Consider the following 14,236-nt stretch of genomic DNA (forward strand, 5'->3'; position numbering starts at 1 on the left):
GGGCTATTCTCCCGCTCCGCCGGACGCGCTCGGCACCGGGTCGCCGGTCAGCCGCTCGACGGCCGCGTAGGCGCTCGCGATGGTCGCCGGGATGCCGACTCCGTCGTAGGCCGCGCCGCACACGGCGAGACCGGGCAGCTTGGCGACGTGTTCACGGACGCGGGCCACGCGCGCGTGGTGGCCGACCGGGTACTGGGGCAGGCCGTCGGTCCAGCGGGTGACGCGGGTCTCCATGGGGGTGGCGTCGAGGCCGGTGGCCTCGCGCAGGTCGTGGCGTGAGACGTCGACCAGGCCGGTGTCGTCCCGGTCCAGGATCGCCGTCTCGCCGTAGCGGCCCACCGAGGTGCGCAGGACCAGTACGTCCGGGTTCTCGTCGGCGATCCAGCCCCACTTCTGGGAGGCGAAGGTGGACGCCTTGATGGTGCGGCCGTCGACGGGGGGCACCAAGAAGCCGCTGCCTTCCGGAAGTTCGGCGTCCGCGCGGCGGTAGGCGAGGGTGACCAGGGCCATCGAGGCGTACTCGACCGCGGCCAACTCGGCGGCGGCGCCGGGCACTTCGGCCCGCAGCAGCCGGGCGGCGACCGGTGCGGGTACGGCGACGATCACGCCGTCGGCGTCCAGGACGCGGCCTCCGGCGACGACCCGCCAGCCCGCCGCTCCGCTCCGGCGCAGCTCGGTGACCGGTGTCCCGGTGAGGATCTCGGCGCCCCGCGCGCGGACCGACTCCGCGACGGCGAGCGGGAGTTGGCCCACTCCGCCCTCGATGCCCATGAAGACCGGGCCGGTCTGCTGTGCGGCGGCGGCGCGCTCCTGGATGCCGCGGACGGCCTCGGTGAGGGAGTCGTGGGTCTTCGCTGCCTGGAAGAGCTGGGGGACGGCCGAGCGCATCGAGATGCGGTACGCGTCGCCCGCGTAGACCCCGCCCAGGAGGGGTTCGACGAGGCGGTCGACGACCTCGCGGCCGAGGCGGGCCGCCACGTACTCCCCGACCGCCACGTCGTCGCCGACCTCCGTGCGGGGCAGGTCCGCGTCGCGCTCGATGCGGTGCAGGCCCTCGTCCGAGAGGACCCCGGAGAGGGCGGAGGCGGTGCCGGGGACGCCCATGACGTGGCCCTTGGGCATCGGGCGCAGGGCACCCCGGGTCCACAGCGAGGCGGTGGCGGTGGCGGGAGCCTGGAGGCGGTGGGTGAGCCCTGCCTCGCGGGCCAGTGCGACGGCCTCGGGGCGGCGGGCCAGCATCGACTCGGCGCCGAGGTCCACGCGGGCGCCGGCGATCTCGCCGGGCAGCAGCTTGCCGCCGACCCGGTCCGACGCCTCTACGACCGTCACGCGCACACCTCTGTCCAGCAGCCGGTGTGCGGCGGCCAGCCCGCCGATCCCGGCGCCGATGACGACGACATGCCCTGTGCCCGTACGAGTCTCCACTTCGCGCATGCCCCCAGCCTCTCAGACCCCACTGACAGTCCGAATCCGGGCCGGTGCCCGGCACGAGTCCCGACCGTGACCTCATCGGAACCGTTTCCCGCCAACGTCCCGCCCGGTCCCGGCGTCGAAGGTGCGTCAGTCGTCACGACGAACCTCGGGGGTACCGACCATGCGCACACGACACTCCGTCCGGCCCGTCCAGGCCCTGGCCGGGATCCTGCTGGCCTCGGCGCTCGCGCTGACAGGGTGCAGCGGCAGCGAGGACAAAGCGACCTCCGCCAGCGACGCCGGCGCGGGCGCCAAGGCCGCGGTTCCCGGCACCGCCCAGCAGGAGGGCGCGTCGGGCAGCGGCAACGCCCGGAACACCAAGTCCGTGCCCAAGCTCACCGCGAGCAGCATCATCCGTACGGCCTCGCTGTCCGTGCGGGTCAAGGACGTACCGAAGGCACTCGACGAGGCCCGCACCACGACCGAGAACGCGGGCGGGTTCGTCGGCAACGAGACGACCACCCGAGACGGACAGGGTCATGAGCGCACCCGGGTGGTCCTGCGGGTACCCACCGCCAAGTACGACGAGGTCCTCGCCGACCTGGAGGGCGCGGGCAAGCTGCTCGACCGGACCGCGAAGGCGCAGGACGTCACCGACCAGGTCGTGGACGTGGAGAGCCGCATCACCTCGCAGCGGGCCAGCGTGGCACGCGTGCGTGAACTGATGGACCGGGCCACCAAGTTGAGCGACGTGGTGGAGCTGGAGGGCGAGCTGAGCACCCGCGAGTCCGACCTGGAGGCGCTGCTCGCCCAGCAGTCCTCCCTGAAGGACCGCACCAGCCTGGCCACCATCACCCTGTCCCTGTCGCAGACCCCGGCGGCGAAGGCCGCCGCGAAGGACGACTCCCCCGGCTTCGTGGACGCGGTGGCGGGCGGCTGGCACGTCTTCGTCACAATGCTGCGCTGGATCGCCCTGGCGCTGGGCGCGGTGCTGCCGTTCGCTGCGGTGGCGGCGCTGCTGGTCGTCCTGTGGCTCCGTCTCGTACGGCCGCGCCGCGCGGCGACCGTCCCTGCGGCCACCGCGGTGGGACCGCTGCCGCCGACCCCGCCGGTGCGCGAGGAGGAGCAGGGCGGACAGGACTGAAATCATCGGCCCCCGTAGCGTGTTCGCATGGACATGAGCCGTGCGAGGGGTACCCGGGAACGACTGGTCGTCATCGGAGGCGACGCCGCGGGCATGTCCGCGGCGTCGCAGGCACGCCGCCTCAAGGGGCCGGACGAGCTGGAGATCGTGGCGTTCGAGCGGGGGCACTTCACCTCGTACTCGGCGTGCGGCATCCCCTACTGGGTGGGCGGCGATGTCTCCACACCGGAGAAGTTGATTGCCCGTACCCCGGAGGAGCACCGGGCCCGGGACATCGACCTGCGGATGCGTACCGAGGTGGTGGAGCTCGACGTCGCGGGCGGGCGGGTACGCGCGCGGGACGTCGATTCCGGGGCCGAGTCCTGGACGTCGTACGACAAGCTCGTGATCGGGACCGGGGCGCGGCCGATCCGTCCGGACATGCCCGGGGTCGACGCGCCCGGAGTGCACGGGGTGCAGACGCTCGACGACGGGCAGGCGCTGCTCGACTCGCTGGCACGCACGCGTGGCCGTCGCGCCGTGGTGGTCGGAGCCGGGTACATCGGGGTCGAGATGGCGGAGGCGTTCGTCAACCGCGGGTATGACGTCACCGTCGTCAACAGGGGCAAGGAGCCGATGTCGACGCTCGACCCGGACATGGGGCGTCTTGTGCACAAGGCGATGGAGGGCCTGGGCATCACCATGGTCAACGACGCCCATGTGACCGAGCTGCTCACGGGGGACGACGGGCGGGTGCGTGCCGTGGTCACCAAGGACGCGGAGTATCCGGCGGACGTCGTGGTGCTGGGGATCGGGGTGCGGCCCGAGACGAGTCTCGCCGAGGCGGCCGGGCTGCCGCTGGGCCAGCATCACGGGCTGCTGACCGACATGGCGATGCGGGTGCGCGGGCACGAGAACATCTGGGCCGGGGGCGACTGCGTCGAGGTGCTCGACCTGGTCTCCGGGCAGGAGCGGCACATCGCCCTGGGAACGCACGCCAACAAGCACGGGCAGGTCATCGGCACCAATGTGGGCGGCGGTTACGCGACCTTCCCGGGGGTGGTCGGTACGGCCGTGAGCAAGGTGTGCGACCTGGAGATCGCGCGCACCGGGCTGCGCGAGAAGGACGCCCACCGCGCGGGGCTGCGTTTCGAGACGGTCACCATCGAGTCGACCAGCCGCGCGGGCTATTACCCCGAGGCCTCGCTCATGACGGTGAAGATGCTCGCCGAACGCCGTACCGGGCGTCTCCTGGGCGTGCAGATCGTCGGCCGGGAGGGCGCCGCGAAGCGTGTGGACATCGCGGCGGTCGCCCTCACGGCACGTATGACGGTGGAACAGATGACGGCCCTGGACCTGGGTTACGCGCCGCCGTTCTCCCCCGTGTGGGACCCGGTCCTGGTGGCGGCCCGCAAGGCGACCGCCAAGGTCCAGGCCGGTCCTCGTTGAACGATCCTTGGTCAGTCTTGTTCAACGATCCCGGACCGGCCTTGTTGAACGATCCCGGCCAGCCTTCGTTGAACGTTCCTACGCCGTCCCGTTGATGCGGTCTATGGCCTGCCGTGCCTGCTCGGCCGGCGGCCGGGCCGGCAGCGAGGACACCGACGCGCTCGGCGGCATCATCGCGGCGGGCTGCGCCGCCGCCGCGGGCTTGGCGTGGGCACCGAGCGCGTTGGTCCGCAGCCGGTTGCTCACCGCCTCGTCCAGGGTCACCGGCCGCTGCATCTGCGCGGCCAGCCGTCCCGCTTCCTGGCCGAGCCTGGCGACGTCCTCCCAGGGGAGGCGCACCACCAGGGAGATCTCGGCCTCGCCGTCGGGCGTGGCGGTCATCTGAGGGGAAATCCGGTCGTTCATCGCCTGTTCCTCACGTCGTCCCCGCGACACGCCTTCCCCGCACCGCGGGCGGTTGAGGAGTCATACGCACAGGCGGACGGCGGTGTTCACCGGTTCGCCGCGCGTATCGCGGGCACTAATCCCTTGTGGTCATCCCCGTCCATGACGTGAACCCGGTGCGCCGCACCCCTTGGGTGACGTATGCGCTCATCGCCGCGAACGTGCTCGTCTTCCTGTTCACCCCCGGAATGGCGGGCTCCGTGGCAGGCGGCAGCGACCTCTCGCAGCTGTGTCATCTCCAGGCGTTCCTGGACCACTACGCGGCCGTACCAAGGGAGTTGATCCACCATCAGATGCCGCAGCTGGTCCCGACCGGTGCCGTCCAGGGCGGCCCGGGAGGCGCCGGTTGCGCGGTCGCGCCGCCGAGCTACGACAAGTCGGCACCCCTGAGCGTCTTCACCGCGATGTTCCTGCACGGCAGCTGGATCCATCTGCTGGGCAACATGCTGTTCCTGATGATCTTCGGCAACAACGTCGAGGACCGCATGGGCCACATCCGCTTCACGCTCTTCTACGTGGTGTGCGGTTACGCGGCGGGCTACGGCTTCGCACTGCTCAACGCAGACTCCACCGACCCCCTGATCGGTGCCTCCGGGGCGATCGCCGGTGTCCTGGGCGCGTATCTGGTGCTGTACACGAAGGCCAGGGTGTGGGTCCTGGTGCCGTTCCTGTTCTTCCTGCCGCTGCGCCTGCCGGCCTGGCTGGTGCTGGGCTTCTGGTTCGTGCTCCAGGCGTTCTACTCGGCCGGCGAAGGCGTCTCCGAGGCGGGCACCGTGGCGTACGCGGCACACGTCGTCGGGTTCCTGGCGGGCATGCTGCTGGCCTGGCCGCTCAAGGCGGGCACTCCCCCGCCGCCGGAACCGCGCGGCCTGCTGTTCGGCAGGCGGGCGCGGCCCCGGCACACGTGGTGAGCGGGCTCAGCGGGCCGTCTCGGCGTGGACGAACTCGGCGAGCCGGGTGAGCGCGTCCGGGTCGGTGGACGGCATCACGCCGTGCCCGAGGTTGAAGATGTGGCCCTCCAGGTCCTTGGCGTCGTCGAGGACCTCGCGGGTCTTCGCCTCGACGGCCTCCGTGGGGGCGAACAGGACGGCCGGGTCGAGGTTGCCCTGGAGCGCCTTGCCGGGGCCGACCCGGCGGGCGGCCTCGTCCAGCGCGACGCGGTAGTCGACGCCGACGACGTCCGCGCCGGCCTCGCCCATGAGCCGCAGCAGCTCGCCGGTGCCGACGCCGAAGTGGATGCGGGGAACGCCGTAGCCCTCGACCGCCTTGAGGACCTTCGCGGAGGCGGGGAGCACCGAGCGGCGGTAGTCGGCGGGGGCGAGGGCGCCGGCCCAGGAGTCGAAGAGCTGGACGGCGCTGGCGCCCGCCTCGATCTGGACCTTGAGGAAGGCGGCCGTGATGTCGGCGAGGCGGTCGAGGATGTCGGCCCAGAGCTCGGGGTCGCCGTACATGATCGCCTTGGCGTTCTCGTACGTGCGGGACGGGCCGCCCTCGATGAGGTAGCTCGCGAGGGTGAACGGGGCGCCGGCGAAGCCGATGAGGGGGGTGGAGCCGAGCTCGGCGGTCAGCAGGCCGATGGCCTCGGTGACGTAGGAGACGTCGTCGGGGGTGAGGTCGCGGAGCCGGGCCAGGTCGGCGCGGGTGCGGATCGGCTTCTCGACGACCGGGCCGACGCCGGGCTTGATGTCGAGGTCGATGCCGATGGCCTTGAGGGGGACGACGATGTCGCTGAAGTAGACCGCCGCGTCCACGCCGTGCCTGCGCACCGGCTGGAGGGTGATCTCGGCCACCAGCTCGGGCCGCGTGCAGGACTCGAGCATGGGGATGCCCTCGCGCACCTTGTGGTACTCCGGCAGCGAGCGCCCGGCCTGCCGCATGAACCACACGGGCGTGTGCGGTACGGGCTCGCGCCTGCACGCCTTCATGAAGGCGGAGTCGTAAGTGGCGGTCGGCTGCTGGCCCGTGGGGCTCTGGTTGACACTCACGGGGCAAGTCTCGCACGGCCCCGGAAGGCGATTGCACGGCGTGCTGGACGCAAGAGCGGGTGTCTAGTCCCGCACGATGCCTCCGTTCCCCTTAATCTTCCCGCATGGCTGCGGCTCAGGGACGACTGTCGGACGGCGCTGACGGAATGGACGACTCCAAGGAGGGGGACCGGGATGGGGGCGGTACGGCACCGCCGGCTTTCCAGGCCGCGGTCCAGGCCCTGCGGAACAGTCGGCTGCGACCGCAGATCGAGATCGACCCGACACCGGCGCCACAGCGCCTCGCCCCCTACGCGTACGCGCTGGAGGCCGCGGTCGTCGACGGCGACCAGGACCTGGCCGACGGCCGGCTGGTGCTGCTGCACGACCCGGCCGGGCACGACGCCTGGCACGGCACGTTCCGGCTGGTGACGCTGGTGCGCGCGGAGCTGGAGCCGGAGATGGCGGCGGATCCGCTGCTGCCCGACGTGTGCTGGTCATGGCTGACCGGCGCGCTCCAGACCCGCGGACTGACCTATGGCGAGCCGAGCGGCACCGTCACCCGGGCCAGCTCCCACTACTTCGGCGGCCTTTCCGAGCGCCCGTCGGCCTCCCAGATCGAGATCCGCGCCTCGTGGACGCCCCGCGAGGGACTCGGCGGCGTCCCGGACGCGGCCGCGCATCTGGCCTCCTGGTGCGATCTGCTGGCCCAGGTCGCGGGCCTGCCGCCGGCGGGTCCGGGCGACGCGTCCATCGTCACGCTGCCGCAGCGCCGGGGCCCGCAGTCACGCTGAGCCTTACCTCCGTCACACCGAGGACTTACCGAGCACTTGCGGTGTCTTTGTCGATACGGCCACTTTCAATCAGGAGTGACCCCTCGAACGAGCCGTTTCGTTCACCGAACGATCGACACTGTGTCCGAATTGCACTGATTGCTACTCACTAAATCGTGATCTTTCTCTAAAGGACCGCGGGTTTGCTGCCGAAGACGACTGTGACCTTGAAAGTCGTCCCACACCCCAGGAGGCCTGGTGTCCGTTCTCCTCGAGCAGCCCGCAAGCCTGGTCGCCTACCGCCCGAACAAGCCGACCGCCATGGTGGTCGTGGCCGACCCGCGCGTCCGCTCCACCGTCACCCGCCACCTGTGGGCGCTCGGTGTGCGCGACGTCATCGAGGCCTCGTCCGTCGCGGAGGCTCGTCCCCGCATCGGCAACCCCCGCGACATCTGTGTGGCAGACGTCCACCTTCCCGACGGCTCCGGACTCACCCTGCTCTCCGAGACCAGAGCCGCAGGCTGGCCCAACGGCCTGGCCCTGTCCGCCGCCGACGACATCGGTGCCGTGCGCAACGCCCTCGCGGGCGGCGTCAAGGGCTACGTCGTCACCGGCACCCGTACGAACATCGGGCTCCCCACCCGACCCGGCGCCGCTCCCATCGGCTCCGCCGCCGCCCGTATGCACCGCCGCCCCCCGGGTGCCCCGAGCCACCCGGGCGGCTACCGCGAACTGTCCGGCCGTGAGGTCGAGGTGCTCCGCCTGGTCGCGGAGGGCCAGTCGAACAAGGCGATCGGCGTCTCCATGGGCCTGTCCGCACTGACCGTCAAGAGCCACCTCGCCCGCATCGCCCGCAAGCTCGGCACGGGCGACCGCGCCGGCATGGTCGCGGTGGCCCTGCGCACCGGAATCATCCACTGACCCTGTCCCGGAACCACGTCCTCCACTCCCCCGCCGAGCCGTGAACCGGATCTTTCACTTACCTGACTGGTTTACGACCCCCAGACGCCCGTCGACGGAACGTTCCGTCGGCGGGCGTTGTCCATACACGGATACCCTTGACACGTGACCGACGCCCAAGAAACCGCAGCAGACAGCTCACTGCGAACCACCGGAGGCGCCCCTCCGGACGACGTCGAAACGGCGCCGATCCCCTTGCTCGAGCCCCGGGAGGGCATTCCGCCCGTGATCGCCGACGAGGACGCCCTCGCCGAGGCGATCGCGGCCTTCGCCGCCGGCACGGGCCCCCTCGCCGTCGACGCCGAGCGCGCGTCCGGCTACCGCTACGGACAGCGCGCCTACCTGGTGCAGCTGCGCCGTGAAGGCGCGGGCACCGCACTGATCGACCCCGTCGCCTGCCCCGACCTGTCCGGCCTCGGCGAGGCCGTCTCCGGCGTCGAGTGGGTGCTGCACGCCGCCACCCAGGACCTGCCCTGCCTGCGGGAAATAGGCATGGTGCCGACGCGGCTCTTCGACACCGAGCTGGCGGGTCGGCTCGCCGGATTCCCGCGGGTCGGCCTGGGCGCGATGGTCGAGAACGTCCTCGGTTTCGTCCTGGAGAAGGGACACTCCGCCGTCGACTGGTCCACCCGCCCGCTGCCCGAACCGTGGCTGCGGTACGCGGCCCTTGACGTGGAACTCCTCGTCGACCTGCGGGACGCCCTGGAGAAGGAGCTGGACCGCCAGGGCAAGCTGGAGTGGGCCCGCCAGGAGTTCGACGCGATCGCGGCGGCGCCGCCCGCCGAACCCCGCAAGGACCCGTGGCGTCGTACGTCCGGGATGCACAAGGTACGGCGGCGCCGGCAGCTCGGTGTCGTCCGCGAGCTGTGGCAGACGCGGGACCGGATCGCGCAGCGGCGGGACGTGTCGCCGGGCAAGGTGCTGTCCGACGCGGCGATCGTGGAGGCCGCGCTGTCGCTTCCCGCCGATGTGCAGGCGCTGGCCGCGTTGAACGGCTTCGGGCATCGGATGGGGCGGCGGCAGCTGGAGCAGTGGCAGGCGGCGGTCGACAGGGCCAAGACCCTGCCCGACTCCGCGCTGCCGCAGCCTGGACAGCCGGTCACCGGGCCGCCGCCGCCCCGCGCCTGGGCGGACAAGGATCCCGAGGCCGCGGCTCGGTTGTCCGCGGCTCGGGCCGCCGTGTCTGCGGTTGCTGAGGGGCTCAACATGCCTCAGGAGAACTTGATTACTCCTGACACGGTTCGGCGGGTTTGCTGGGAGCCGCCGAAGAGTGTGGATGTGGAGTCTGTCGGGGCTGCGCTGGCGGGGTACGGGGCTCGGCCCTGGCAGGTGGAGCAGGTGGCGCCTGTTCTTGTGGGGGCTTTGTCCGCGAAAGCGCCGTAGCGATGGCGTCGTGTGGCGAGTGCGGGTGATCTGTGGCTGGTCGCGCAGTTCCCCGCGCCCCTGAAAGGCAGCGCTTCTCGAAAAGTTGAAGCGTCTATATCGCGCCAAGATCTTTGAACTCGGCGAACGGGTCACACGCGGCGGAAGGTGCTGCAAGACTCCCCCTCGATGAGCACAACTCGCGTCACCATCAAGGACGTTGCCGCTCGCGCCGGGGTGTCCAAGGGGGCGGTGTCGCTTGCCTTCAATCACAAGCCGGGGTTGTCGGACGCGACGCGGGAGCGGATCTTCGGGGCCGCGCGGGAGTTGGGGTGGGCGCCCCATCCCACCGCGCGGTCGCTGGCCGGGGCGCGGGTGGATGTCGTAGGGCTGGCTCTGTGTCGGCCGGCGCGGCTGCTCGGGCTCGAACCGTTCTGCATGGAGTTCGTGTCCGGGGTGGAGAGCGTGCTGATCGAGCACTCCTGTGCGCTGCTGTTACGGCTGGTGCGGAGTGCGGAGGAGGAGATCGCGCTGCAGGAGTCGTGGTGGCGGGCTCGGCAGGTCGGCGGGGCGATTCTCGTGGATTTCCGGGCCGACGATCCTCGGGTCGCGGTGGTGCGGCGGCTGGGGCTGCCGGTGGTGGCCGTGGGGCATCCGTCGTTGACCGGAGGGCTCACCTCGGTGTGGAGCGACGATGCCGGTGCCGTCACGGAGGCTGTGCGGTATCTGGCCGGGCTCGGGCATCGGCGGATCGCGCGGGTGGGCGGGGTGGCCGCGCTCACCGCGTTGCGGACCGCCGCCTTCGATACGACGGCGCGGGCACTGGGACTGGCCGGGGCCCGTCAGCTGGACACCGACCAGTCGGGGGAGGCGGGCGCTCGGGCCACGCGGTCGCTGCTGACGGTGGCGGCACCGGACCGGCCGACGGCCATCGTGTACGACAACGACATCATGGCCGTCGCGGGGCTCGCGGTCGCCGCCGAGCTGGGGCTCGCCGTGCCGGCCGATGTGTCCGTGCTGGCCTGGGACGACTCCGAGTTGTGCCGGATCACGCGTCCGACGCTCTCCGCGATGAGCCATGATGTGCACGGATTCGGCGCGGACGCGGCACGGACGCTGTTCGGGGTGATCTCCGGGGAGGGTTCCGGTTCGCATCCCGTGCCCGCTCCGGTGCTGGCCCCGCGGGGGTCGACCGGACCGCCCGGGGCATGATCGCGAGGGTTCCGGGGTGTGACGTTCACCGCTTGGAGCCCCGGGACTGGGCAGCCTGGTTACTCACAAGTAGCATGGTTCCTGAGCGCGCGCTCAGCGCATCGCAGCAGTGCAGATCCCGCACCCTGGAGGAGAGCCAATCGTGCCTCGTACCGTCAGGGACGTCGTCTTCGTAGACGGCGTCCGTACCCCGTTCGGCAAGGCGGGCCCGAAGGGCATCTACCACGAGACCCGGGCCGACGACCTCGTCGTGAAGGCGATCCGGGAGCTGCTGCGCCGCAACCCCGGTCTGGACCCCGCGAAGATCGACGAGGTCGCGATCGCCGCGACCACGCAGATCGGTGACCAGGGGCTCACCCTCGGCCGTACGGCCGGCATTCTTGCCGGACTGCCGCAGTCGGTGCCCGGTTACTCCATCGACCGCATGTGCGCGGGCGCGCTGACCGCCGTCACCACCACCGCGGGCTCCATCGCCTTCGGTGCCTACGACGCCGTCATCGCCGGTGGTGTCGAGCACATGGGCCGCCACCCGATGGGCGAGGGCGTGGACCCGAACCCGCGGTTCGTGAGCGAGAAGCTGGTCGACGACTCCGCGCTGTTCATGGGCATGACGGCGGAGAACCTGCACGACCGCTACCCGACGATCACCAAGCAGCGCGCCGACGAGTACGCGGTGCGTTCGCAGGAGAAGGCCGCCAAGGCGTACGCCAACGGCAAGATCCAGCAGGACCTGGTGCCCATCTCGGTGCGCAACACCAACGAGCAGGTGGGCGAGACCGGTTGGGGTCTCGTGACCGCCGACGAGCCGATGCGTCCGGGGACCACCCTGGAGAACCTGGCCGGGCTGAAGACGCCGTTCCGTGTGCACGGCCGGGTCACCGCGGGCAACGCGGCCGGTCTCAACGACGGCGCCACCGCGTCGATCATCGCGAGCGAGGACTTCGCCCGCGAGAACAACCTGCCGGTGCGGATGCGCCTCGTGTCGTACGCCTTCGCGGGCGTCGAGCCGGAGGTCATGGGCTACGGCCCGATCCCGGCCACGGAGAAGGCGCTCGCCAAGGCGGGCCTGTCCATCGAGGACATCAACCTCTTCGAGATCAACGAGGCCTTCGCCGTCCAGGTGCTGGCCTTCCTGGAGCACTACGGCATCGCGGACGACGACGAGCGCGTCAACCAGTACGGCGGCGCGATCGCCTTCGGTCACCCGCTGGCCTCCTCGGGCGTGCGCCTGATGACGCAGCTGGCCCGTCAGTTCGAGGAGCAGCCGAACGTCCGCTACGGCCTGACCACCATGTGTGTCGGCTTCGGCATGGGCGCCACGGTCATCTGGGAGAACCCGCACTTCGAGGGGGACAAGTGAGCACCACCACCGAGCTTCTGAAGGGTGCGGCCGAGCTGTTCCCGGGCGAGGTCGTGACGTCCGCGCACGTCCGCCACCTCGAACTGCCGTACAGCGCTGGGCGGTTCGCGCTCATCACGCTGGACAACGGCTTCGACCACACCAAGCCGACCACCTTCGGCCCGGCCTCGCTCGCGAACCTCAACACCGCCATCGACCAGGTCGAGAAGGAGGCGGCGGCCGGCGAGATCGTCGGTGTCGGCATCACCGGCAAGCCGTTCGTCTTCGCGGTCGGCGCGGACCTCAAGGGCGTCGAGCTCCTCAAGAACCACGACGACGCGCTCGCCATCGGCAAGGGCGGCCACGAGGTCTTCAAGCGCCTCGCGGACATCGCGGTACCGACCTTCACGTACTACAACGGCGCGGCCATGGGCGGTGGCGTCGAGGTCGGTCTGCACTGCGAGTACCGCACGGTCTCCAAGCACATCGCGGCCTTCTCCCTCCCCGAGGTCTTCCTCGGTCTGGTCCCCGGCTGGGGCGGCTGCACGCTGCTGCCGAACCTGATCGGCGCCGAGAAGGCCGTCTCGGTGATCATCGAGAACAGCCTCAACCAGAACAAGCAGCTCAAGGGCCAGCAGGTCTTCGACCTCGGGATCGCGGACGCGCTCTTCGAGGGCGCGGACTTCCTGGAGCAGTCGCTGATCTGGACGGCGAACGTCCTCAAGGGCGACATCAAGGTCGAGCGTCCGGCGATCGACCGCGGCGAGGCCTGGGACCAGGCCGTCGCCAAGGGCCGTTTCGTCGCGGACTCCAAGGTGCACGGCGCGGCCCCGGCCGCCTACCGCGCGCTCGACATCATCGAGGCCTCGAAGAACGGCGACCTCCAGCAGGGCTACGACGCCGAGGACCTGGCCCTCGCCGACCTGATCATGGGTGGCGAACTCCGCGCCGGTATCTACGCGTTCAACCTCGTGCAGAAGCGCGGCAAGCGTCCGGCGGGCGCGCCCGACAAGTCCCTGGCCCGTCCGGTCACGAAGGTCGGCGTCGTGGGCGCGGGCCTGATGGCCTCGCAGCTCGCCCTGCTCTTCCTGCGCCGCCTCGAAGTACCGGTCGTCCTCACGGACATCGACCAGGAGCGCGTCGACAAGGGTGTGGGATACGTCCACGCCGAGATCGAGAAGCTGCTGTCGAAGTCCCGTATCAACCAGGACAAGGCCAACCGCCTCAAGGCCCTGGTCACCGGTGTGCTGGACAAGGCCGAGGGCTTCTCCGACGCCGACTTCATCATCGAGGCCGTCTTCGAGGAGATCGGCGTCAAGCAGCAGGTGTTCGCGGAGGTCGAGGCGGTCGCCCCGGCGCACGCGATCCTCGCCACCAACACCTCCTCGCTGTCGGTGAGCGAGATGGCGTCGAAGCTGAAGAACCCCGAGCGGGTCGTGGGCTTCCACTTCTTCAACCCCGTAGCGATTCTGCCCCTGTTGGAGATCGTGCGCGGCGAGCAGACGGACGACGCCTCGCTCGCGACCGCGTTCGCGGTGGCCAAGAAGCTGAAGAAGACCGCCGTGTTGGTGAAGGACGCCCCGGCGTTCGTCGTCAACCGCATCCTCACCCGCTTCATGGGCGAGATCCAGAACGTCATCGACGAGGGCACCCCGGTCGCGGTCGCGGAGAAGGCCGTAGAGCCGCTCGGTCTGCCCATGTCCCCGCTGGTGCTGCTGGAGTTGGTCGGTCCGGCCATCGGTCTGCATGTCTCGGAGACCCTCAACCGGGCCTTCCCGGACCGCTTCACGGTCTCCCCGAACCTCGCGGCCGTCGTCAAGGCGGGCAAGCGCGGCTTCTACGTCTACGACAGCGGGAAGCCCGAACTCGACCCCGAGGTCGCCGCGTTGCTCAAGCAGGGCGACTCCGTGCTGACCGAGGAGCAGGTGCGGGACCGTGTCCTGGACGCGGTGGCGCAGGAGATCGGTCTGATGCTCGACGAGGGTGTCGTCGCCGAGGCGCAGGACATCGACCTGTGCCTGATCACGGGCGCCGGCTGGCCCTTCCACCTGGGCGGCATCACGCCGTACCTGGACCGCGAGGGCGTCTCGGCGCGGGTGAACGGCAAGCCGTTCCTGGCGCCGGGTGTGGCGAGCGTTCCGGCGTAACTCCCGTCGTACGGTGCCCGGTACATCGGCCGATGTACCGGGCACCGGCA

At 70.8% G+C, this 14,236-nt stretch carries 12 protein-coding genes; 9 read left to right on the forward strand and 3 right to left on the reverse strand.

From position 1 onward, the window contains the following. Positions 1-3 precede the first annotated feature (3 nt). Positions 4-1,434, reverse strand: a complete 1,431-nt coding sequence (gene hemG, locus ACFXC1_RS12095; RefSeq protein ID WP_381241814.1) for a protoporphyrinogen oxidase — start codon at positions 1,432-1,434, stop codon at positions 4-6. Positions 1,435-1,594: 160 nt separating this feature from the next. On the opposite strand from hemG, the gene ACFXC1_RS12100 reads away from it, so the two are divergent. Both ACFXC1_RS12100 and ACFXC1_RS12105 read left to right on the forward strand, forming a co-directional pair. Continuing rightward, positions 1,595-2,557, forward strand: a complete 963-nt coding sequence (locus ACFXC1_RS12100; RefSeq protein ID WP_381241815.1) for a DUF4349 domain-containing protein — start codon at positions 1,595-1,597, stop codon at positions 2,555-2,557. A 27-nt stretch (positions 2,558-2,584) separates the two neighbouring features. Beyond that, positions 2,585-3,985: an FAD-dependent oxidoreductase gene (locus ACFXC1_RS12105; protein ID WP_381241817.1), complete on the forward strand. Its 1,401-nt coding sequence runs from the start codon at positions 2,585-2,587 to the stop codon at positions 3,983-3,985. 78 nt (positions 3,986-4,063) lie between these two features. On the opposite strand, the gene ACFXC1_RS12110 is transcribed toward ACFXC1_RS12105, so the two are convergent. Then, the gene (locus tag ACFXC1_RS12110; protein ID WP_019073947.1) at positions 4,064-4,390 is read right to left on the reverse strand and encodes a hypothetical protein; all 327 of its coding nucleotides are present in this window, start codon (positions 4,388-4,390) and stop codon (positions 4,064-4,066) included. A gap of 125 nt (positions 4,391-4,515) precedes the next feature. Here ACFXC1_RS12110 and ACFXC1_RS12115 point away from each other — a divergent pair, with 125 nt between their 5' ends. Continuing rightward, entirely contained in the window at positions 4,516-5,340 is an 825-nt protein-coding gene (locus ACFXC1_RS12115) for a rhomboid family intramembrane serine protease (RefSeq protein WP_381241819.1), read from the forward strand. A 6-nt stretch (positions 5,341-5,346) separates the two neighbouring features. Here the strand turns inward: ACFXC1_RS12115 and hemE are convergent, their stop codons facing one another. Beyond that, positions 5,347-6,414 carry a uroporphyrinogen decarboxylase gene (gene hemE, locus ACFXC1_RS12120; RefSeq protein ID WP_381241820.1) on the reverse strand — a complete coding sequence of 356 codons (1,068 nt, stop codon included), beginning with the start codon at positions 6,412-6,414 and terminating at the stop codon, positions 5,347-5,349. Positions 6,415-6,518: 104 nt separating this feature from the next. On the opposite strand from hemE, the gene ACFXC1_RS12125 reads away from it, so the two are divergent. From ACFXC1_RS12125 to ACFXC1_RS12150, 6 genes are all read left to right on the forward strand, one after another. After that, positions 6,519-7,187, forward strand: a complete 669-nt coding sequence (locus ACFXC1_RS12125) for a DUF3000 domain-containing protein (protein ID WP_381241822.1) — start codon at positions 6,519-6,521, stop codon at positions 7,185-7,187. A 237-nt stretch (positions 7,188-7,424) separates the two neighbouring features. After that, positions 7,425-8,087, forward strand: a complete 663-nt coding sequence (locus ACFXC1_RS12130; protein WP_129305965.1) for a response regulator transcription factor — start codon at positions 7,425-7,427, stop codon at positions 8,085-8,087. A gap of 144 nt (positions 8,088-8,231) precedes the next feature. Beyond that, positions 8,232-9,509 carry a ribonuclease D gene (locus tag ACFXC1_RS12135; RefSeq protein WP_381241825.1) on the forward strand — a complete coding sequence of 426 codons (1,278 nt, stop codon included), beginning with the start codon at positions 8,232-8,234 and terminating at the stop codon, positions 9,507-9,509. Between the two features lie 168 nt (positions 9,510-9,677). Beyond that, positions 9,678-10,700 (forward strand): LacI family DNA-binding transcriptional regulator, encoded by a 1,023-nt coding sequence (locus ACFXC1_RS12140; RefSeq protein ID WP_381241826.1) that lies wholly within the window; start codon positions 9,678-9,680, stop codon positions 10,698-10,700. A gap of 142 nt (positions 10,701-10,842) precedes the next feature. After that, positions 10,843-12,060, forward strand: a complete 1,218-nt coding sequence (locus tag ACFXC1_RS12145) for a thiolase family protein (RefSeq protein ID WP_381241828.1) — start codon at positions 10,843-10,845, stop codon at positions 12,058-12,060. Beyond that, the gene (locus ACFXC1_RS12150) at positions 12,057-14,186 is read left to right on the forward strand and encodes a 3-hydroxyacyl-CoA dehydrogenase NAD-binding domain-containing protein (protein WP_381241830.1); all 2,130 of its coding nucleotides are present in this window, start codon (positions 12,057-12,059) and stop codon (positions 14,184-14,186) included. Before ACFXC1_RS12145 ends, ACFXC1_RS12150 begins: the two co-directional genes overlap by 4 nt. Positions 14,187-14,236 lie beyond the last annotated feature (50 nt).

The sequence above is a fragment of the Streptomyces hokutonensis genome (assembly GCF_042751305.1).
Classification (GTDB): Bacteria; Actinomycetota; Actinomycetes; order Streptomycetales; family Streptomycetaceae; genus Streptomyces; species Streptomyces hokutonensis_A.